19 protein-coding genes and 1 tRNA gene are annotated in these 19,025 nt (G+C 60.6%); 12 read left to right on the forward strand and 8 right to left on the reverse strand.

Annotation, left to right across the window (positions count from 1 at the left end; genetic code table 11):
• Window positions 1–12 precede the first annotated feature (12 nt).
• The 3 genes from E3U23_RS08780 to E3U23_RS08790 all read right to left on the reverse strand — a co-directional run bounded on the left by E3U23_RS08780 (window position 13) and on the right by E3U23_RS08790 (window position 2,376).
• On the reverse strand, window positions 13–963 hold the full coding sequence (locus E3U23_RS08780) for an FAD binding domain-containing protein (RefSeq protein WP_279350872.1): 951 nt from the start codon (window positions 961–963) through the stop codon (window positions 13–15).
• 4 nt (window positions 964–967) lie between these two features.
• The gene (gene paoA / locus E3U23_RS08785) at window positions 968–1,600 is read right to left on the reverse strand and encodes an aldehyde dehydrogenase iron-sulfur subunit PaoA (protein WP_279350873.1); all 633 of its coding nucleotides are present in this window, start codon (window positions 1,598–1,600) and stop codon (window positions 968–970) included.
• A 146-nt stretch (window positions 1,601–1,746) separates the two neighbouring features.
• A complete protein-coding gene (locus E3U23_RS08790; RefSeq protein ID WP_279350874.1) occupies window positions 1,747–2,376 on the reverse strand; it encodes a helix-turn-helix transcriptional regulator in 630 nt (209 codons plus the stop codon).
• 333 nt (window positions 2,377–2,709) lie between these two features.
• On the opposite strand from E3U23_RS08790, the gene E3U23_RS08795 reads away from it, so the two are divergent.
• The 4 genes from E3U23_RS08795 to E3U23_RS08810 all read left to right on the forward strand — a co-directional run bounded on the left by E3U23_RS08795 (window position 2,710) and on the right by E3U23_RS08810 (window position 7,296).
• The gene (locus E3U23_RS08795) at window positions 2,710–3,192 is read left to right on the forward strand and encodes a hypothetical protein (protein ID WP_279350875.1); all 483 of its coding nucleotides are present in this window, start codon (window positions 2,710–2,712) and stop codon (window positions 3,190–3,192) included.
• 82 nt (window positions 3,193–3,274) lie between these two features.
• The gene (locus E3U23_RS08800; protein ID WP_279350876.1) at window positions 3,275–3,994 is read left to right on the forward strand and encodes a fimbrial biogenesis chaperone; all 720 of its coding nucleotides are present in this window, start codon (window positions 3,275–3,277) and stop codon (window positions 3,992–3,994) included.
• 21 nt (window positions 3,995–4,015) lie between these two features.
• The gene (locus E3U23_RS08805; RefSeq protein ID WP_279350877.1) at window positions 4,016–6,445 is read left to right on the forward strand and encodes a hypothetical protein; all 2,430 of its coding nucleotides are present in this window, start codon (window positions 4,016–4,018) and stop codon (window positions 6,443–6,445) included.
• The gene (locus E3U23_RS08810) at window positions 6,442–7,296 is read left to right on the forward strand and encodes a hypothetical protein (RefSeq protein ID WP_279350878.1); all 855 of its coding nucleotides are present in this window, start codon (window positions 6,442–6,444) and stop codon (window positions 7,294–7,296) included. Before E3U23_RS08805 ends, E3U23_RS08810 begins: the two co-directional genes overlap by 4 nt.
• Before the next feature lie 170 nt (window positions 7,297–7,466).
• Here the strand turns inward: E3U23_RS08810 and E3U23_RS08815 are convergent.
• A tRNA-Leu gene (locus E3U23_RS08815) sits at window positions 7,467–7,553 on the reverse strand.
• A 121-nt stretch (window positions 7,554–7,674) separates the two neighbouring features.
• Here E3U23_RS08815 and E3U23_RS08820 point away from each other — a divergent pair.
• The gene (locus tag E3U23_RS08820) at window positions 7,675–8,676 is read left to right on the forward strand and encodes a complex I NDUFA9 subunit family protein (protein WP_279350879.1); all 1,002 of its coding nucleotides are present in this window, start codon (window positions 7,675–7,677) and stop codon (window positions 8,674–8,676) included.
• A gap of 12 nt (window positions 8,677–8,688) precedes the next feature.
• Here E3U23_RS08820 and E3U23_RS08825 read toward each other — a convergent pair whose 3' ends face one another.
• A complete protein-coding gene (locus E3U23_RS08825; RefSeq protein WP_279350880.1) occupies window positions 8,689–9,555 on the reverse strand; it encodes a dienelactone hydrolase family protein in 867 nt (288 codons plus the stop codon).
• A 43-nt stretch (window positions 9,556–9,598) separates the two neighbouring features.
• Between E3U23_RS08825 and E3U23_RS08830 the strand changes: the two genes are divergently transcribed.
• Window positions 9,599–9,946, forward strand: a complete 348-nt coding sequence (locus E3U23_RS08830; protein WP_279350881.1) for a hypothetical protein — start codon at window positions 9,599–9,601, stop codon at window positions 9,944–9,946.
• On the opposite strand, the gene E3U23_RS08835 is transcribed toward E3U23_RS08830, so the two are convergent.
• Window positions 9,943–10,959, reverse strand: a complete 1,017-nt coding sequence (locus tag E3U23_RS08835) for an NAD(P)H-dependent flavin oxidoreductase (protein ID WP_279350882.1) — start codon at window positions 10,957–10,959, stop codon at window positions 9,943–9,945. The genes E3U23_RS08830 and E3U23_RS08835 overlap by 4 nt on opposite strands.
• 107 nt (window positions 10,960–11,066) lie before the next feature.
• Here E3U23_RS08835 and E3U23_RS08840 point away from each other — a divergent pair, with 107 nt between their 5' ends.
• The gene (locus E3U23_RS08840) at window positions 11,067–12,878 is read left to right on the forward strand and encodes an SLC13 family permease (protein ID WP_279350883.1); all 1,812 of its coding nucleotides are present in this window, start codon (window positions 11,067–11,069) and stop codon (window positions 12,876–12,878) included.
• Window positions 12,879–12,884: 6 nt separating this feature from the next.
• Here E3U23_RS08840 and E3U23_RS08845 read toward each other — a convergent pair whose 3' ends face one another.
• Window positions 12,885–14,165, reverse strand: coding sequence for an aspartate kinase (locus E3U23_RS08845; RefSeq protein WP_431732673.1), 1,281 nt, complete (start codon window positions 14,163–14,165; stop codon window positions 12,885–12,887).
• A gap of 52 nt (window positions 14,166–14,217) precedes the next feature.
• Between E3U23_RS08845 and ubiG the strand changes: the two genes are divergently transcribed.
• Together ubiG and E3U23_RS08855 are read left to right on the forward strand one after the other, a co-directional pair.
• Window positions 14,218–14,976, forward strand: coding sequence for a bifunctional 2-polyprenyl-6-hydroxyphenol methylase/3-demethylubiquinol 3-O-methyltransferase UbiG (gene ubiG / locus E3U23_RS08850; protein ID WP_279350884.1), 759 nt, complete (start codon window positions 14,218–14,220; stop codon window positions 14,974–14,976).
• 10 nt (window positions 14,977–14,986) lie between these two features.
• The gene (locus tag E3U23_RS08855) at window positions 14,987–16,096 is read left to right on the forward strand and encodes an AI-2E family transporter (RefSeq protein ID WP_279350885.1); all 1,110 of its coding nucleotides are present in this window, start codon (window positions 14,987–14,989) and stop codon (window positions 16,094–16,096) included.
• On the opposite strand, the gene E3U23_RS08860 is transcribed toward E3U23_RS08855, so the two are convergent.
• Window positions 16,097–16,594, reverse strand: coding sequence for a nucleoside deaminase (locus E3U23_RS08860; RefSeq protein WP_279350886.1), 498 nt, complete (start codon window positions 16,592–16,594; stop codon window positions 16,097–16,099). It abuts the gene before it with no gap.
• A 77-nt stretch (window positions 16,595–16,671) separates the two neighbouring features.
• Between E3U23_RS08860 and E3U23_RS08865 the strand changes: the two genes are divergently transcribed.
• The 3 genes from E3U23_RS08865 to E3U23_RS08875 all read left to right on the forward strand — a co-directional run bounded on the left by E3U23_RS08865 (window position 16,672) and on the right by E3U23_RS08875 (window position 18,970).
• Complete coding sequence (locus E3U23_RS08865; protein WP_279350887.1) at window positions 16,672–16,827, forward strand: hypothetical protein; 156 nt, start codon at window positions 16,672–16,674, stop codon at window positions 16,825–16,827.
• A gap of 75 nt (window positions 16,828–16,902) precedes the next feature.
• Window positions 16,903–17,628, forward strand: a complete 726-nt coding sequence (locus E3U23_RS08870) for a response regulator transcription factor (protein ID WP_279350888.1) — start codon at window positions 16,903–16,905, stop codon at window positions 17,626–17,628.
• A 13-nt stretch (window positions 17,629–17,641) separates the two neighbouring features.
• Window positions 17,642–18,970, forward strand: a complete 1,329-nt coding sequence (locus E3U23_RS08875; RefSeq protein ID WP_279350889.1) for a sensor histidine kinase — start codon at window positions 17,642–17,644, stop codon at window positions 18,968–18,970.
• Window positions 18,971–19,025: the final 55 nt, after the last annotated feature.

The following is a 19,025-nucleotide window of genomic DNA, read 5'->3' on the forward strand; positions in this document are numbered from 1 at the left end:
GTGCGGCTCCGATCAGGCTTTGGCATCGGCGAGCACGCCGGCGAGGGTACGCTCGGCGAGCGGAATCTTGAAGGCGTTGTCTTCGGTCGGCCGGGCATCGGCGAACGCGGTACGAATCACGGCGGTGGCTCCGTTGGGCAATTGTGCGTCGGCCTCCGCCAACCGCCACGGCTTGGGCGCCATACCGCCGAACGCGACGCGTCCGGTACCGTCGGGCTGGATCACCGCGGCAACCGATATCAGCGCAAAGGCATAGGAACGCCGGTCGCGGACCTTGGCGTAGAAATGCTTGCCGCCGAGCGGCGCGGGCAGGCGCACATGGGTGATGATTTCGCCCGGCTCCAAGGCGGTCTCGATCTCCGGAGTATCGCCCCACAACCGGTGAAAGTCCGCCGCCGGGATCGCGCGGGTCGTGCCGTCGGCCTTTACGGTTTCCACCGTCGCATCCAGTACGCGCATCGCCACCGCCATATCGCCCGGATAGGTCGCGATACATTTGTCGGAGGTGCCGATCACGCCGAGTTGGCGTGAAACCCCGCCGATCGCTGCGCAGCCGCTTCCGGGCTTGCGCTTGTTGCAGGGCATATTGGTGTCGTAAAAATAGACGCAGCGCGTGCGTTGCAGCATGTTGCCGCCGGTGGTCGCCTTGTTGCGAAGCTGTCCGCTCGCCCCGGCCTGGATCGCGCGGGTAAGGACGGCATAATCCTCGCGCACCCGCGGATGGGCAGACAGCGCGGTGTTGCTGACCAGCGTTCCGATGCGAAGCCCGCCATCTTCGGTGCCCTCGATCCGGTCGAGGCCGAGCCTGCCGACATCGACGAGATGCGACGGCATCTCGATCTCCAGCTTCATCAGGTCGAGCAGGTTGGTCCCGCCGGCGATGAACTTGGCATTCGGGTTGGTAGCAACGGCCTGCGCCGCGGTGACGGGCGAGGTGGCGCGCTCGTAGGTAAAGCTTTTCATCGGATCAGGCTCCCGCCACTTCGGCCATCGCGTCGGCGATGTTGGAATAGGCGCCGCAGCGGCAGATATTGCCGCTCATCCGCTCGCGCATTTCCATATTGGTCGGGCGCATCGGGCCGGTAAGGTCCTCGGTCACGTGGCTGGGGATGCCCTTGCGGATTTCCTGCAGCGTGGCGACTGCGGAGCAGATCTGCCCCGGCGTGCAATAGCCGCATTGATAGCCGTCATGCTTCACGAACGCAGCCTGCATCGGATGGAGATCGCCCGGCATGCCGAGCCCTTCGATGGTCGTAACCTCGTCGCCGTCATGCATCACCGCAAGGGTCAGGCAGCTGTTGATCCGCTCGCCGTTCACCATCACGGTGCAAGCGCCGCATTGCCCGTGGTCGCAGCCCTTCTTCGTGCCGGTCAGCTGCATGTGTTCGCGTAGCGCGTCGAGCAAGGTTGTGCGCGTATCGACTTCGAGTTCGCGCCGTTCGCCGTTCACCGTAAGCTCCAGTGCCATCGGATCGGTATCCGTTTGGGCGTTACTCACAGTTTGGGCTACGGCGAACGAACTCTGCCCGATAGCCACCCCGGCGGCGCCTCCTGCAAGAACCCCGCGGCGCGATACGTTGAGAAAACCGTTGCTGTCCATTTTTCGCCTCTATCGACCCACTATGCCGACGTCTGTAGAGCAAGGGTGGAAGAATGTCAGGAGGCATTAGGGAGAAATGGCTTCCCGATCGCCTATTGGCCCTTCTGATCGCTTCGGCTGGAATCGAAGGGGACGTCCTGCACCGCTTAATAAGATAAGGTATGGTCAGATGCGGAACCGTACGAACTCAGACAGCGGATCAAATCGACCTCACGATTGCATCCGACCTTCTCATACACGGACTTGATTTGCGATTTGATCGTTTCTTTCGAGACCCCCCGCCTCTTGGCAACCTTTTTTCGATTTTCCCCTTTATAAATCGCCAAGGCAACATCGCATTCCGCTTCTGTCAGGCCGAATTCTTCGACTAACTTCGATTCCAAAAGATTATCGCTTGTCTGCCTGAACACAGCAATGACCGCCTCGGGAATAGCAGTATCTCCCAAACCTTCCAAAACACGCATTTCGACCTCAGCCGATTGTGAAATCGGAACGACAGTTGGTGACTGTTGCAAGGTCGCGGCTAGATGCTGAAGATCTATCGCTTGTCGTGTGTTGCAGTTAAGAACGGACAGGCCATCGCCTTCCAACTGAAGGTCATTCTCGCTTAAAAACGTCGCTAGTTTTTCAGATACGTTCTCACGCTCTCTTTCCGGCGAAACGATAAGCGCCGGAATGTCCAACGCATCGAGAGTACAGGCGATAGCGTGGAGATCGATACGATCGTTCGTATGCTCCCTATCCGGAGGTGATCGCAACGCTTTCTGTACAGACATCTTTGGACCTTGCCTTTGAAGCCATCATCTCACTCGGTGAAAACGCCCGCCGATTTCTTAAGAATCGCACCCGCTTGATTATTAGCAGCATTCTTGAAAGGCAACTTGCAGTTTAATTACCTCCAAACTCGACATTCAATTGAACTGTATCAGCGCGACACAAAGTGCCCCCTTCACCCTCCGGGGGGATGCGACTCGCACTTCGACTGGTTAATAAGCAGTTAACTCTTGAGGTGGGGCAAATTCAGAACATGCAGTCGGTCGTACCGTCGCCATGAGAGTTCGAAGCCGCTGCAATTGTGCATGCGGTGTAATTCTTGCTGAGGAAATACGATGAAAAAGATTGCTGCTTTCGGCGCCATTGCTGCCGCTGCCACGATGGCCACTCCAGCTTCTGCCGACGTACTGAACCTTTCGGGTGAAATCGATTACCAGTGTGATCTCACCCTCGGTGGTCAGAACTCGACGAGCCTGAATCTCAACAACACCAACCAGAACGTTGGCAATTTCACCATCACCTGCAACGACCCCGACGGTTTCACCGTCGTAGTCGACTCGAACAATGACGGTTCGCTCGACAACGGCACGTTCTCGGTCGAATATAAGTGGAAGATCGACCCCGCCAGCGGCGAGCCGACTCAGGTTCAGCAAGGCTTCCAAAGCCCCGACAACACCTTCGTCGTGACCGGCTTCGAGCCGGGCTACGCCAATGGTGCCCTGCACTCGATCACGGCGAAGCCCGAAGCCGACACGGTTCTTCCGGGTGGTCTCAAGCTGAGCGATACCGTGACCTTCACGATCGACGGCAACGCTTGATCTTTTAAGCAACTGAATGCTTAAACGGCTGGCGGGGTCGCGGGATCGACCCCGCCAGCTTTATTACTTCGAGGGGGAAATCATGAAGCGTATTCTCAAAGCCGCCGCCGCCCTGTGCGCAGTCGTGGCCGTTCCTGCGGCTCTTTCGGCGTATTCGGTTTCTCCTTTGCGTATCCAGATCGAACCGACGGGCGGCGAAGCGACCGGTCGATTGACGATCAACAATACGGATGCAAAACCTGCAACCCTCTCCATGACGGCGTTCAAGGTGCTGATCGATGAGAACGGGTCGGTAACACGAGAGGAAACCAACGATCTTCTGGTCTTCCCTCCCCAAGCAATCCTGAAACCCGGTGCCAAGCAGGCCGTGCAGATACGGTTCCGTGGGGATCCCGCGACAAAGTCGGCGCTGTATAATGTTCTGATTTCGCAAGTCCCCGTAGTCGCGAACGATAGCGAGGAAGCGCAGCTCAAGGTCGGCGTACGCTTTTTCACTGCTGTGGTTGTCGAGCCGAATGATGCGGCGGGCCAGTTGGAAATGACGGGTTCCGAGCCGGTTGCAGGGACGACGAAGCACCGTCTGACGTTCGTAAACCGTGGCAATGGTATCGCTCGTCTTGCCGACGGCGTTCTTCAGGCAGACGCTGGCGGCAGTGCTGTCGAGGTCTCCGATAAAGCCCTCATGCAAAGCGATACCTCTTATGTCATGCCGGGTGCGACGCGCTATGTCGAACTGGACATGGGCGATAATGCGGGCGCTATTGCGGCAAACGGCTTTACGTACTCTCCCACCGCTTCGTAAGGTCTCGCACGGCGTTATGCGATGGGCAGCCGCTCCCTCTATCTGACGGCATTAAGCTCCGGATTGTTGTTGATCGGGGGCGGATGGCCCAATTGCGCCTCGGCTCAAGTAGACAGTGCGCCTGTCGAGGACGACCTTACCGGATTAACCGGACCATTAATCATCGGCGGCGCTTATGTAGGCGACATCGATTTCCGTGTTTCTCCAGAAGGCGACGGGGTTGTCGACCGCGCGAGGTTGCTCGATCTTCTCAAGCCCGTCGCCAGCGTAGAGCTTCTGGAAACCTTGGCGGCGGTCGAACCCGAAGCGGAATATATTTCGTTCGAGCAGGCATCGGTCGGCGGGATGGAAGTCATCTTCGATCCCGGCGAACTGGGCGTAACCGTATCCCTGCCCGGTTCCGCTCGACTTCGCTCTACCTTGCGCTTCTCGGGTTTCATTGCCCCGGACCCCGAAAATTTCGACCAACCTGCGGAGTTAGCCGGGGGGGTCCAGCTGTTCCTTTCCGACGTGATAAATCACGGTATCGATCAGGTTGGCGACAATCTTGCGTTAAGAGCGGAAGGGTTCGTAACCCTCGGCGGCTTCGACGGGCTGACGCTTTCATCGGCGCTCGATTATCGCCGCAACGCGATCGACAGGTATGCCGTAGAGGGCGTGACCCTCACTTACGATGATTTCGATCGCGCGCTAAGGTTTCAGGCCGGAAGCGTCTTGCCGGTACCCATCGCGCTTCAATCCAGTTTAGAAATCTTCGGCGTTGGCGTATCCCGACGTTACAATGAAATTCGCCCTTTCCAGAACATTCGCCCGAGCGGCCGGCAAAGCGTCATCCTCGAACGTCGTTCGACCGTAGAATTCTACGTCAACGGTCTGCTGGTCGAAACCCGAACGCTCGAACCGGGTCCCTTCGATTTCGACGATCTTCCTCTCCTGCGTGGCAATAACGACGTACGCATCGTCGTTCGCGATGGTGCGGGCAACGAACAGGTTATTGACAGGAGCGCGTTCTATTCGCCCGTCCTGCTTGCCCCCGGCATTACCGACTTCGGCGGCTGGGTCGGTGTTCCAGAAGATCCTTCGGTTCGACAGAGTGGGGGCCTGCCTATCGGAAGCTTCTATTTTCTTCGCGGAGTGGAACAGGGAACGCTTGGCGCGACACTGCAGGTTGCAGCAGATGGCGCCCAGATCGGGGCAACCGGGACCCTCGGCCTGCCATTCGGCTTCGTGAATGCGGACATCGCCTACGGGTCGGGAAGCGGAGGACGCGGCTTCGCAGCAGCGATCGACAGCGAGCTGAATTTCAGCGTTCGTGACCAGGACGATCTTCGTTTTCGATTCAGGGTGCAGGCGCAGCAGCCTCGTTTCGCCGATCCCCTGCGCCTTAATGCCGATAATCCTGAACGCTGGGCCGGCTTCGCCAGCACGACATGGCGATTGGACGACAAGACGAGTTTCAGCCTTGGCGGTGCTTACAGCAGCGGACGTGGGGAGCGTCCCGACACTTGGACAGCTAACCTGGGCGCGTCACGCAGTATCGGCAGGTTCCGGCTGAACCTTTTCGCCTCGCATCGCGAAGTTACAGGTCGCGCACCGGAAACGGGTTTAAGGATCGGCCTATCGCTTCCCATCGGCTCCTCGGCGCGCGCTTCGGCCCGATACGATACCCTGAACGAGCGGGCCGAAGTCGAATTATCGCGTTTCCGAATAACGCGCGGGCGCGATTGGGACGGCCGAGTTCTTGTCGCACGAGACGGAGAGACGACCGACGTCTCGGCAAGGGGCACCTATTACGGTCAGCGTGTCCTCGCATCCGCGTCTCACGATACGGCGTTCCTGCGGCGCGGTTTGCCGAATACCCAGACCTCGACAGTTGGGCTGTCGACTTTCGTCGGATTTGCTGATGGCCGCGTTGGGTGGGGCCGCGAAGGTATCGAAGGTTTTACCCTGATCCGTCGCCACCCCAGTTTGTCCGGAATGCCGATCGTGCTGAAACAGGGCAGCGAGGAAATTTTTAAATCCGATGGTCTGGGATCGGCGGTCGTACCCGTTTTCCGCCGTTATCAAAGGATGGCCCAGGAAGTTCTGATTGAAGACCTGCCGCCGGGCTATTCACTCCCGCAAGTGACCTGGGACCTTCTGCCTGCCTTCGCCAGCGGCTACCTTCATACCGTCGGATCGGGGGCAAACCTGTCCATCATGGGCAGGCTTGTGTTGAACGATGCGCCGGTTTCCTTGGCGATCGGCTTGTTGCTGCCCGAGGACGATGCGATGCAACCGATCGAATTCTTCACTTCGGACGATGGAAGTTTCTTCGCCGAAGGATTGGCACCGGGCACATACGACGTCATCCTTCAGGATGTACCTGCAGGCTCACTAAAAGTCGGTAAGGCCGAAGCAGGGTCGATTGTTGAACTGGGAGACATCGTCTTGGAAGGAACCGATCGATGAATGCATCTTATGTTCTCGCGCTGCTAATGCAGACAATCGAACCGAGTATGGAAGATGTCGGCCAATGCGATGTTCCGATTCCGACCGACATCGTACCGATATCCATAGATTACGAACCGTTTGATTTTGTCCCTGCTTCGGGTTCGTCATCTATCGTCTTGCGAAGCCCGGCGGACAACGAAGGCGAATTCGAAATAGCCCTGGTCGCGGAAAATACGCCGAACGATTTCGCCCTTACTTTCGAAGCCTCGTCGAACGAAGCTGCTGTTACGCGTGTAAGCGACAGCGCATTCCTCGTCCGCTCGAAGGCTGACAGTGTCTTTTCACTCGACATCACGTCTCGGGTATCGATCCACCAACCGCCTGCCCCGGGGGATTACGGTGCGACCTATCGTATCGATGTTCGCGACACGCTATCAAACGTCGAATGTCTTGGACGGGCGAGCCTGCCCATCGCCATACGCGTTCCACCGCGGGCGCAGCTCAATATAGCTGGCGCCGATAGCCCGTTTTCCGATGGGCCGGATCTCTACACCGTGTCGTTCGACACCATGGAAACAGGAGCGGAAAGAACCGTATTCATCCAGTTGCGGTCGAATTCCGACGCCGTACTGGAATTCGAGTCGGAGAATGCAGGATCGATGAAATCGACGACCGGTCATTCGGTGTCATATACCGCTTCGCTGAATGGCAGTATCCTTGACCTAAGCTCATTGTATAGCATGTCCGTGCCCTCCGCACCGACGGCTCGGGGCACCAACCAGCCCTTGACGATCAGACTCGACGATGTTTCGGAAGCTCCGGCCGGAAAGTATCAAGACCGTGTTACGATTACGGTTTCCGCATTCTGAATGCGTTTAAAAAGAGGCATCGAATGCCTTGATATTTTTTACACGGATTCGTGATTAAGACGAATGCAGAGCTAATGCCGCACCAATACTTTAGCTGAATATTTTACGCGAATGTGCTTGCCACTGAAAAACGAATGGCGAAAAGTATAAGTCTGCAAGACTCTTTGAAATGGTGCCCAGAAGAGGACTCGAACCTCCACGGGGTTGCCCCCGCCGCCACCTGAAGACGGTGCGTCTACCAATTCCGCCATCTGGGCACACAAGCGATCTCGCCGGCTTACGCGGATCGCGGGTAGGGGCGGGCCGATAGCGAAGGGGTGCGCGGGTTGTCAACGCGAATTCGCCCGAAGCGGAGCGGCGCTTGCGGTCGTGCGGGGCATGGGGCAAGAGGCGCGCAACGGTTTACAGGAAGACAATACGACAATGGCGAAGAGCAGCTCCCTCAACGGCAAGCTGGTGGTTCTGATAGGCGGCAGCGGCTTCGTCGGCAATTACGTCGCGCAGGCCCTGCTCGAACGCGGGGCGCGGCTCCGGATCGCCAGCCGCAATCCCGAACAGGCCTTCAATCTCAAGCCGCTCGCCAATCTTGGCCAATTGCAATTCGCCCGCTGCGACGCACTCGACCGTCAGAGCGTGGAGCGATGCATCGAGGGGGCGGATGCGGTGGTCAATCTTGTTGGAGCCTTTGCCGGCAATCTGAAGCGTTTGATGGGCGAGGCGCCGGGCTGGATGGCCGAAGCGGCCAAGCAAACCGGGGCCGATGCGTTCGTCCATGTCAGCGCCATCACCGGCCGCCTGCGAGGCGAGGACGACGAGATCATCGAATACGCCGCCGCCAAGCAGCTCGGCGAGGAGCGTGCGCGCGAAGCGTTCGACCGAACGATCGTTATGCGGCCGAGCATCGTGTTCGGGAAGGACGACGATTTCCTCAACATGTTCGCCAAGCTGATCCGCACTTTTCCCGTCCTGCCGGTATTCGGTCCGGATGCGCAGCTGCAGCTCGTTTATGTCGATGATGTGGCCGAGGCGATTGCACGGGCGCTGGAAGACCCGGCGGCGCATGGCGGCAAGGTTTTCGAACTGGGCGGTCCCGAAAAGCTGACGATGATGGACATCAATCGGCGGATCGCCGCCGCACAGCATAGAAAGCGGACATTTCTCGCCGTACCCGATCCGATTTCAGGCGTTTTCGCCGCCCTTCCGGGCACGCCAATGGGGCGCGACCAGTGGGAAATGCTTAAAGGCGGCAATACGGTTTCAGGCGAGTGTCCGGGCTTCGAAGATCTAGGCATCGAGCCGCGGCCGCTAAGCCTGTTCCTCGACCGCTGGATGACGCGCTATCGCAAGCACGGGCGGTTCGCCGAGCGGCTCAGTGCCTAGGCGAGCTGGCGCTCACAACGCGTCGGAATAGATCGCCAGCAGGCGAGACCACGCGCGTTCGGCCTGCGCCTCGTTGTAAGCGGGGCTGTCCGGCACGCACCACCCGTGATCGGCGGGATAGACGTCGATCTCCGCTTCACAACCCACGCGGTCCGCCGCCTGGCGCAGTTCGGTCTTGGCGTTCGGGCTCTCGGCGTCGTCGTCCTGCGCAATGGCGATAAGATAGTGGACCGGCTCGCGCAGCATGCGGTGCGGGCTGTTCTCGCCGTCGCGCACCAGACCGCCGCCGTGGAAAGACGCCGCCGCCTCCAGCCGAGGCACTGCCGCCGCGCTCCAGATGGTGAATGGGCCGCCCATGCAATAGCCTTGCGTGCCCATGCGGCGATCGGGGTCGACCGCATCCTGCCCGGCGAACCACTGGGCTACGGCGGACGCATCGACGCCGATCGCGGCGGCATCGAGCTTCTCGCGCCACGGTTTGACCTTCTGGAACCCGTCCTGCGCCGCGAAAGTGGCGAAATCGGCAAATTGCTCGCCGGTCACGTCGCGGTAGTAGGGATTGGCGACGAAGACGGCATAACCTTGCCGCGCGAGCCGTCGTGCCATCTGCCGCTTCGCTTCACGCAAACCCGCGATGTCGGGCCAGAACAGGACAGGCGCATGCTTGCCGTCGGACGGATGGACGAAAAAGCCGTCCATGGTGCCGGCGGAGGTGGCGAAGGAGACGGAGGTTTCGGCCAGATTGGTCGAGCCCGAACCCATATTCGCGTCCATGGGTGCACAGGCAGCCGTGGCGCCTGCGGTGATCGTCGCCGCACCGAACGAACGACGTGTAAGGGATTGGCGGCCCCATTCGGCGAGTTGGCGTTTGTTGCACATAATCTTCTCTCCTTATCGCCGGGACCGGTATCTCATTCAGAAATTGTCGGAACTTCGGTCAATCCTCGCGCAGCTCGAACACTACATCGCTGATCCCCGCATCGCGCAAGGATTGCTCCACGACCTCACGATCAGTTTCCGACAGAACTCCATCGAACCTGACGACGTGGGCGATGGGATAGCGGAGCGAGAATGCACCTTCTTCGAGAATCTTCCGAATGGCGCGAACCAAGGTGTCTTCGAAAAACGGACGGCTGGCGATGACCGCCTGTTCGGAAGAAAATGGGTAGGCTGCCGGTTGATCGACGAAATCGTTCGATCCACGCTGTTCGAGCTGAACTCGATCCCGATAGATCGATACGTCGAGATCGAGCCAGCGAATATTTCCTAGCGGCGAGCCAGCGCTTCTTCGCTCTGGCTCATCAGCTTGGAGAGAATATCCGCTGCGGGCTCCTCCTCCTTGAGCATTCCCACCGACTGGCCCGCCATAAGACTGCCGCGTTCGATGTCCCCATCGATCACTGCCTTCTTGAGTGAACCGGCCCAGTAATGCTCGATCTGTAATTGCGCTTCTTCCATCGCGATTTCATTTCGGTCCAGAACGCCTGCGACTTCGGTTTGTTTCCGTGTGAATTCTTCGGTGCCTTTGTTCTTGAGCGCGCGAACCGGAATAACGGGCAGCCGCGCGTCGACCTGAACACTGGTAACGGCATCGCGTGCATTGGCACGGAAAAATGCCTTCTTGAAATCGGGATGGGCAATACTTTCGGTCGCACAGGCGAAGCGAGTGCCCAATTGGACGCCCGCCGCCCCCATTTCGAGATAGCCAGCAATGGCCTGACCACGACCAATCCCTCCGGCGACGAAAATCAGGTGGTCTTCCGACAATTCCGGCAGCATTTCTTGTGCGAGTACGCTGGTCGAGACCGGGCCGATATGTCCGCCCGCCTCCATGCCTTCGATGACGAGCGCATCTGCCCCTGAGCGAAGCAGCTTTTTGGCCAATGCCAGTGTCGGGGCAAAGCAGATGACCTTTGCCGGATTTTTCCCGCCCTTGATCGCCTCGACACTGCCTTTCGGCGGTATCCCGCCAGCCAGCACGACATGGGTGACGCCGTGCCGTTCGCACACAGCAATAAGGTCGAGCAATTGCGGATGCATGGTGATGAGATTGACGCCGAACGGCTTGTCGGTCCTGGCACGGGTCGCCGCGATCTCGGCATCGAGCAGTTCGGTCGTCATGGCGCCGCAAGCGATCACGCCGAAGCCGCCGCCGTTAGAGATTGCGGATACGAGATTGCGCTCCGAGACCCAGCTCATCGCGCCGCACATGATGGCATAGTCCGAACCGAGGAAGTCGCGGCCGCGCTGCATGAGGCGCGCCGTCTTTGGAAATTGCGTCATGACCGAGGCGCTTATATCCACGCGGCAGTAGGGGCAAGCGACCCAATGCGCGACGCGTTTCGCGGTTTTGCTTTCCGGCGGAAAAAAAGCCGCTAGCAATCGCATAAATGCCCAGTCTGCTTCCCGAATCGCTAGCCGCGTATCACCCGCAGATCGGGCTGTTCCTGCTCGTTGCCGTTTTCGTCGGCTTCGCGCTCGAACGGCTGCCACCCGTTGTACTGGCCGCGGTCTCGGCGCTGGTTATGCTATTGTTCGGCTTCATTTCGACCGACGAGCTTCTCGGCGTGTTCTCCAATCCGGCGCCCATCACGATTGCGGCGATGTTCGTGCTTTCGGGTGCCTTGCTGCGGACGGGCGCGCTGGAGGAGGTCTCCGGCTGGATTGTCCGGCGCACCTTGCGGCGGCCCAAACTGGCGGTGGCGGAGATCGGCGCAGGCACGCTCGCAGCTTCGGCCTTTATGAATAACACGCCGGTCGTCCTAGTGATGATCCCTATCGTGCGGCGCCTCGCGAAGGCGCTTGGCATCGCGGCGACGCGAATGCTGATCCCGTTATCGTACCTTACGATCCTCGGGGGAACGCTCACCCTCATCGGTACATCGACCAACCTGCTGGTCGACGGGGTAGCGCAGGAGGCTGGACTTGCCCCATTCGGAATGTTCGAAATCACCGGCGTCGGCATTTTCGCGGCGCTCGCGGGGGTGGCGACACTGGCGCTTCTCGGGCCACGCCTGCTACCCGACCGCCAGCCGCGCGCGCTCGACGAGGAGGCGGAAAGCGACGCCTATCTCTCTCATCTCGTCCTCCTCGCCGACAGTCCGTTGATCGGCCAGAAGGTGCGCGATCTGCGCATCGCGCGCCGACCGGGAGTGAAGCTCCTCGGCCTCAAACGGAGCGGGCAGATCGTGCGGAAGGGTTTCGGCAAGCACGAACTCGCAGCCGGTGATCAATTGGTGGTGGCCGCCAGCCCCGCAGAACTTGCCTCGCTCGCAGAGGCGCACGATTTTCGCACCGGCCTGACAGGTGTGGGCGGCGGAGTTACGACCGCTGGACCGGACCGGCCGAAGGATCTCGCCATGGTCGAGGCGATCGTATCCTCTTCTCACCCGATCATCGGGCGGCGGTTGGCTGACATTCCGCTGCTCTCCCGCCTCAAGGTTCGCGTTCTCGGCTTGAGCCGTCCGCGGCACAATGCCGGGCCGGAGCTTGCCGAGGTGCGTGTGCGCGCGGGCGACCGGCTGTTGATCGCAGCAGGGACCGATGCGGCGCAGGCCCTGCAGAGCAACGTGATGCTTGGCACGGTCAGCCAAGCCCCGGCCCGCGCGTTCCGGAGGCGGCAGGCTCCGATCGCCATCGCCACGCTGGCTGCCGTCGTGATCGTGGCGGCCGTTTTCTCCCTGCCCATCCAGGCTCTTGCCCTGCTGGGCGCAGGTATCGTGCTGGCGACCCGCTGCCTCGAACCGGAAGAGGCTTGGTCGGCTATCGACGGCAATACGCTGGTGCTGATCTTCGCAATGCTGGCATTCGGAGCGGGGCTGGACAATGCCGGAACGGTCGAATTGATCGTCAACGCGCTCGAACCGCTGTTTGCCGCCGCCTCGCCCCTCGTCCTGCTGATCTGCGTTTATGCCCTGGCCAGCGTCCTGACCGAAAGCGTGACCAACAACGCGGTGGCAGTTATCCTAACCCCAATCGCGATCGGCCTGGCGCAGGCTATCGGGGCCGATCCGCGCGAACTGACGGTGGCCGTCATGTTCGGCGCGAGCGCGAGCTTCGCCACTCCGATCGGCTATCAGACCAATACGCTGGTTTACGGCGCGGCGAATTATCGCTTTGCGGACTTCCTGAAGATCGGCGTGCCGATGAATATCATCGTCGGGCTGGCGACCTGCTTCGCAATCTACTTCATGTTCGGCTGAGCGGGTTCAGGCCGCTTCGTCTTCCGCATCGAGCCCATAGGCCGTGTGAAGGACGCGCACGGCAAGTTCCGTCTCGTCCTCATCGATCATCACGCTGACCTTGATTTCGGACGTCGAGATTGCCTGGATGTTGATCCCACGGTCCGACAGCGCGCGGAACATCGTACTGGCGACGCCCGCATGGCTCTTCATGCCGACGCCGACTACGCTGATCTTGGCGATGCGGCTGTCGGTGATGATGCGGTTGAAACCGATCTCGTCGCGTTTGTCCTCTAGAAGGGCCTGCGCTCGGGCGAGGTCGGCCTGAGGCACGGTAAATGTCACGTCGGTCTCGCCCTTGTCGCGGCCCACGTTCTGGATGATCATGTCGACGTTGATCGACGCGGCGGCAAGCGGTTCGAAGATATGCGCCACCGCGCCCGGTTTGTCGGGCACGCGGGTGAGGATGATCTTGGCTTCGTTCTTGTCGTGCGCGATGCCGGTTACGTGCTGGCGTTCCATTTCGCCCTTCTCCACCAGTTCGTTCATTTCATCTTCCGACACGATCAGCGTGCCGGGAATGTCGTCCGCCGGGACTGCGTCGTCGCCGACGAAGCTGGAGAGGACCTGCACGCGCACGCCCTCCTTCATCGCAAGGCCAACGCTGCGGGTCTGGAGCACTTTTGCACCCACGCTCGCCAGTTCCAGCATTTCCTCGTACGTAACGGCCTTAAGCTTGCGCGCTTTGGCGACGATGCGCGGGTCGGTCGTATAGACGCCATCGACATCGGTATAGATATCGCAGCGGTCCGCCCCGATCGCGGCGGCTACGGCTACGGCAGAAGTGTCGGACCCGCCGCGCCCCATCGTGGTGATGCGCCCCTCTTCCGAAACGCCCTGAAACCCCGGAATGACCGCGATCTCGCCCCGCCCCATCGCTGCTGCCAATGCGTCGCCGTCGATCGCATCGATCCGTGCCTTTGCATGGGCCTCGATCGTGCGGACCGGCAATTGCCAACCGAGCCAGCTGCGCGCCTTGCAGCCCAGCGATTGCAGGGTAAGCGCAAGGAGGCCGCTCGTCACCTGTTCGCCGCTGGCAACGACCACGTCGTATTCGGCCGGATCGTGCAGCGCATTGGCTTCCCGGGCGAAATTCACCAGGCGGTCGGTCTCGCCCGCCATGGCAGAAACGACCACGGCCACCTCGTTGCCGCCCGCTTGTTGCTTGCGCACGATATTGGCTACGCGGCGGATACGCTCCGTGCCGGCCATCGACGTGCCGCCGAATTTCATCACGATCCGGGCCACGCGCGCTATCTCCAAGCTGGAATGGTCACCGCGAGGCTGCTAGCCACCGTCTATGAGCGATGCAACCATGGCCACGCCAAGCAATACTTCGGCAGGGGCAACCATTCGCCCCGACGAGGCCGCCCATTTCGGCAAACTGGCACGCGACTGGTGGGATCCCAAGGGATCGAGCGCTATGCTCCATCGGCTCAACCCCGTGCGGCTGCGCTTCATCCGGCAGGCGATCGACATGCATTGGGGCGGCGATGTCGAAAGTGCCAAACCGCTGGCGGGCAAGAGCGCCCTCGATGTCGGCTGCGGCGCGGGACTGTTGACCGAACCGCTTCACCGCCTCGGCGCGGATGCGACCGGGGTGGACGCGGCGCCTGAAAATATCGGTGCCGCGGCGGCCCATGCGGACCGCACGGGGCTCGACATTCGTTATCTCGCGGGCGAACTTGGCAGTCACGATCTCGGACGGTTCGACCTTGTCTGCGCGATGGAGGTGCTGGAGCATGTCGCCGACAAGGCGGTGTTCCTGCGCGAACTGGTGCTGCATCTGGAGGAGGACGGTCTGCTGATCCTCTCCACGCCCAACCGCACGGCGCAGTCGCGCATGCTGATGGTCGGCGCGGCGGAGCGGATCGGGCTTATCCCCGCCGGCACGCACGACTGGAACGACTTCGTGACGCCCGACGAACTTCGCGAACTTCTGCGCTTTTCAGGACTGACGATGAGCGAGCCGAAGGGCATCGCCTTCGGCGTTAGCAAGGGACTGCATCTGTCGGACGATCTTTCGTTGAATTACATTGTCACGGCGCGGCGGGCCTGATCGCCCCGTCATGAAGAAACTGCCGGAATTGAAACCGAGCGAGGAGGACGCGCGGTTCCTGCGGCGGGTGTTTCTGCTGGTCGTCGTCGCGGCGGTGCTCGCCGTCGTCGTGATGGCGCACAACCTGCTGCTGCTCGCTTTCGGATCGCTGCTGGTTGCTCTCCTGCTCATCGTCGTGAGTGAATTCCTCGAGCGGAAGCTGGGGATCGCCTACAAAATCGGGCTGACCCTATCGACCTTGCTCCTGCTCGGCATCATCGCCCTGCTCGGCTACATGTTCTACGCCGAGATCGCGTTCCAGGGCGAATTGCTTGCTCGGGAGTTGCCCCGCGCCTGGGCGCAAACGGAAACGGCCCTTCGGCAAGGCGTCATCGGCCGCCTGCTGCTTGATACGGTGCAGAACCGTGATACGGTCACATTCGTCACCAACGAGGCACAATCGATTGTCAGGGGCGCGGCGGTGGCGCTCTTCAACTTGCTGATCGTCCTGTCCGCCGCGGTATTCTTCGCCGCCGATCCGACGCGCTATCGCAAGGGTCTCGCCATGCTCAGTCCACAGAGCTATCGCGCGCTGACCGATCGGACGCTTGGCGAAATCGGCACGGCGCTGCGCCTGTGGCTGATCACGCAGAGCATCTCGATGCTGGTAATGGGCGCGTTGTTCACGGTGGGCCTATGGCTTTCGGGCGTTCCAGCCTATGTTGCGCTGGGTGTGCTCGGCGGCCTCGCCGAATTCATTCCCTATGTCGGACCGATCCTCGCCATGTTGCCGGCGCTCCTGCTGAGTTTCGCGGGCGAGGGTTCGTTCGGCGGTGTGCTCGCGACCTATGCCGTCGCCCGCGTCGTGCAGGCCAATATCGTGACACCGTGGGTCACCGGCCGCGTCGTTTCGGTACCGCCAGGCTGGTACATCTTCCTCATTCTCGGCGCGGGCTACGTGTTCGGCACGTTCGGGCTATTCTTTTCCGGCCCTCTCGCCATCGCGGCCTATACCGCGTGGCTGGCGCTGTATTCGCGCGAGACGCTGGGCGACGATATCCTCATGCCGAGCGAGCATGCCGCAGAGCACTTCGGCGACGAGGAGGACGAACTACCGAAACGGGAGCCACCGCCCGGCTGATCAGTCGTTGGCCTGCATCTCTTCCGGGACGTCATCGTCCGGTCCGAAATACAGTTTCGCACATTCGGCTTTCAGCACGCCGCCATCCAGCTCCAGATCCTTCTTATAGGCATCGGCGATGTAATCGAGTGTCGAGAGATGTCGGTCCTCGAAATACATTTCGTGCACGTCTTCGCGGCCCGCACCGTAGACGATGCGGCTCACTCCCGCCCAGATGCATGCGAACGTGCACATGCCGCAGGGTTGCAACGTGGAATAGAGGGTCGCGCCTTCGATCCGCATATTGCCGTGGGCCGGCCCTCCGGCGCGCAGGGTCACGATTTCGGCATGGGCGGTTGCATCGCAATCGTGATCCGTGCGGTTGACCCCGCGCGCGATTTCCACCCCGTCGAGAACGAGGATCGCACCGATGGGCGTATCTGCGGGATCCTCTCCCTTGATCGCTACGGCATGATCGCGCGCCTTGCGCATCCAGTCTTTGTCGGTTTGCTCGTCCATAGAGAATGAACGTACCGTACAAAGTTAGGGCAGGACTTTACCATTTATTGACCGCTGGCACGTAAGATGGAGACGTCATGGTCAAGAAAACGGTCCTAGGTCTCGCGATCGTAAACCTGCTTATTTACAGTTACGGCAGCGATTTCGGCTCGATCAAACACAACATCCTGAATTCCGCGAAGTCGAACGGTCAGACGGTGATGGCACGCGACGATGGCGGTTGGGGTCGCTGAAACCTCGACGATAGTCGTTCGCCAGATATGGCGGGGTCGCATCCATCGCGGTCTCAGGCTATCGACTGGGCAACCATGCAGCTGAACGATCGCATTTATCGGATTGCCTTGATCGAGGACGATGGACCGCTGCGAACCCTGCTCGTCCGGCAGATCAAGCAAAGCGGCTTTCCGATCCGCGCCTATGCGACGGCCGCCGAGTTCAAGGCAGCGGACGATCCATACGATTTGGTCATCCTCGACATCATGCTTCCCGGCACAAGCGGGCTCGACCTGTGCCGGACACTGCGCCAAACCAGCGAAGTTCCGATCATCTTCATCAGCGCCCGTTCTTCGCCGACCGATCGTATCGTCGGTCTGGAGCTCGGTGCGGACGATTATCTGGTCAAACCCATCGACCCTGCCGAATTGATCGCGCGTATCCGGTCCGTTCTTCGCCGGTCCGAACGAGAAGGTGTCGGGAGCGGCGGGGATCGCGAAAACGTCGTGCGGTTCGACGGATGGACGATGGATCGGCGCAGAAGGGAACTCACCGCCCCGGAGGGTGGCCGCGTCTCGGTTTCGGATGCGGAATTCGATCTGCTCGGCGTTATGCTCGATATGCCGCAGCGCGTGATAGGGCGTGAAACTCTGCTCGAAAAATCGCGCGATCGCTTGCCCGGAAGTGACACCGGAGACCGCAGCATCGATGTGCTCGTAAGCCGGTTGCGACGGAAACTCGGCGTCGTGGACGGGGGGCGCGATCTCATCCGTACGGTGCGCGGCGTCGGCTATGTTTTTACCGGTCAGGTAGAACGTTGAAGGGCATCCGCGCGTGACGAAGCGCAGCCTCTGGCCCGCTGGCCTGACGGGCCGGGTGATCCTGGTTTTGATCCTCGCGGTGACCGTGCAATTCCTGGCCGCCAGCCTGCTGATCCGCGCAGGCGAATCCCATCTGCAACGCCAGGATCTCGGCAAACGGATCGCCGAACAATTACTCATCGCCGAACGAATCGTCGAATCCGCTGATGATGCGGATCGGGAGGCGTTGCTCGACAACCTCTCGACCATTCATACGCGATTGCGTCTCGTCGCTGGACCGCCGGACCTTCCGAGCGGCATGGCTCCGGGAACGCAGGAAGTTGCTCGCTCGATCATTGCGTTCGAGCCTGCCCTGGCGGACAAGAACCTGCGGCTGATGCGCGAAGGCAGCGGTTTGCTCGACTTTGAGAGGAAGCTGGAAGGCGCGATCGAGATCGACGATGGCGTATGGATACGCTTCACGACGGAAGAGCCGGTCGCCGAATGGTTGGTTTACCTGGAATCGTCGCTTCGCATTGGGTTCGTGGCGTTGCTCGTCCTCGGATCGGCCGTCGTCCTCGTTCGAACTCTCGGCGCGCCGCTACGAAGACTGTCCGCAGATGCGCTGCTGATCGGCACATCGTCGCGCATCCCGTTCGACGAGGATGCGGGCCCACGCGAACTCCGCGAAGTGTCGCGTGCGCTGAATTCCATGCAGGAGCGGCTCGCCGACGAAGCGGACCGACGCACCCAGGCTCTCCTTGCCGTCGGCCACGACTTGCGCACTCCGCTTGCGCGGCTTCGATTGCGGATCGCCACTATCGACGATGCGGAAGAGCGAAGTGCGGCGCAGAACGATATCGACCAGATGACGCGGATGCTGCAGGAGTTGCTGGATTTCTTCGAGACCGGCGAAACCCGGCAGGCGCGCGAACCGAGCGACCTTTCAAGCTTGTGCCAGACCGTTGGCGAAATGTTCGCCGATCTGGGACACGAGATCGAGTTTTCCGGCCCCGAACGCCTCACCGTTCCCGTGGTGCACGATCATGTCGTTCGCGCCGTCGAAAATCTGGTCGATAACGCCATCAAATACGGCGGAAGCGCGCGCATCGTCCTTACGGAACAGGGCGAATATGCAGTCATTGCGATTGAAGATCGTGGCCCCGGCATTCCGCCAGAGGATATCGTCCGGGTCATGCGGCCGTTCGAACGGCGCGACGTTTCCCGACAGGACCGTCATCAGGGGATGGGGCTCGGCCTCAGTATCGCCGACAACGTGGCAGTGACGCATGGTGGAAGGCTAGAACTCGCCAATCGCCAGATCGGCGGCCTGCGCGCCGCGCTCCTTCTGCCGAAAAAGTGACCTCGGAAACAATTTGTTACAATTCGGACGCGCTGCGGAAACGAAACGCGTCCAT

This window comes from Erythrobacter litoralis (assembly GCF_029760855.1).
Classification (GTDB): domain Bacteria; phylum Pseudomonadota; class Alphaproteobacteria; order Sphingomonadales; family Sphingomonadaceae; genus Qipengyuania; species Qipengyuania litoralis_A.

What these genes read in the sequence shown, in the direction of transcription:
- E3U23_RS08780 (WP_279350872.1), bottom strand. Translation starts at nt 963, where the DNA reads ATGAAAAGCTTTACCTACGAGCGCGCCACCTCGCCCGTCACCGCGGCG.
- paoA (WP_279350873.1), bottom strand. Translation starts at nt 1,600, where the DNA reads ATGGACAGCAACGGTTTTCTCAACGTATCGCGCCGCGGGGTTCTTGCA.
- E3U23_RS08790 (WP_279350874.1), bottom strand. Translation starts at nt 2,376, where the DNA reads ATGTCTGTACAGAAAGCGTTGCGATCACCTCCGGATAGGGAGCATACG.
- E3U23_RS08795 (WP_279350875.1), top strand. Translation starts at nt 2,710, where the DNA reads ATGAAAAAGATTGCTGCTTTCGGCGCCATTGCTGCCGCTGCCACGATG.
- E3U23_RS08800 (WP_279350876.1), top strand. Translation starts at nt 3,275, where the DNA reads ATGAAGCGTATTCTCAAAGCCGCCGCCGCCCTGTGCGCAGTCGTGGCC.
- E3U23_RS08805 (WP_279350877.1), top strand. Translation starts at nt 4,016, where the DNA reads ATGGGCAGCCGCTCCCTCTATCTGACGGCATTAAGCTCCGGATTGTTG.
- E3U23_RS08810 (WP_279350878.1), top strand. Translation starts at nt 6,442, where the DNA reads ATGAATGCATCTTATGTTCTCGCGCTGCTAATGCAGACAATCGAACCG.
- E3U23_RS08820 (WP_279350879.1), top strand. Translation starts at nt 7,675, where the DNA reads ATGGGGCAAGAGGCGCGCAACGGTTTACAGGAAGACAATACGACAATG.
- E3U23_RS08825 (WP_279350880.1), bottom strand. Translation starts at nt 9,555, where the DNA reads ATGTGCAACAAACGCCAACTCGCCGAATGGGGCCGCCAATCCCTTACA.
- E3U23_RS08835 (WP_279350882.1), bottom strand. Translation starts at nt 10,959, where the DNA reads ATGACGCAATTTCCAAAGACGGCGCGCCTCATGCAGCGCGGCCGCGAC.
- E3U23_RS08840 (WP_279350883.1), top strand. Translation starts at nt 11,067, where the DNA reads ATGCCCAGTCTGCTTCCCGAATCGCTAGCCGCGTATCACCCGCAGATC.
- ubiG (WP_279350884.1), top strand. Translation starts at nt 14,218, where the DNA reads ATGAGCGATGCAACCATGGCCACGCCAAGCAATACTTCGGCAGGGGCA.
- E3U23_RS08855 (WP_279350885.1), top strand. Translation starts at nt 14,987, where the DNA reads ATGAAGAAACTGCCGGAATTGAAACCGAGCGAGGAGGACGCGCGGTTC.
- E3U23_RS08860 (WP_279350886.1), bottom strand. Translation starts at nt 16,594, where the DNA reads ATGGACGAGCAAACCGACAAAGACTGGATGCGCAAGGCGCGCGATCAT.
- E3U23_RS08865 (WP_279350887.1), top strand. Translation starts at nt 16,672, where the DNA reads ATGGTCAAGAAAACGGTCCTAGGTCTCGCGATCGTAAACCTGCTTATT.
- E3U23_RS08870 (WP_279350888.1), top strand. Translation starts at nt 16,903, where the DNA reads ATGCAGCTGAACGATCGCATTTATCGGATTGCCTTGATCGAGGACGAT.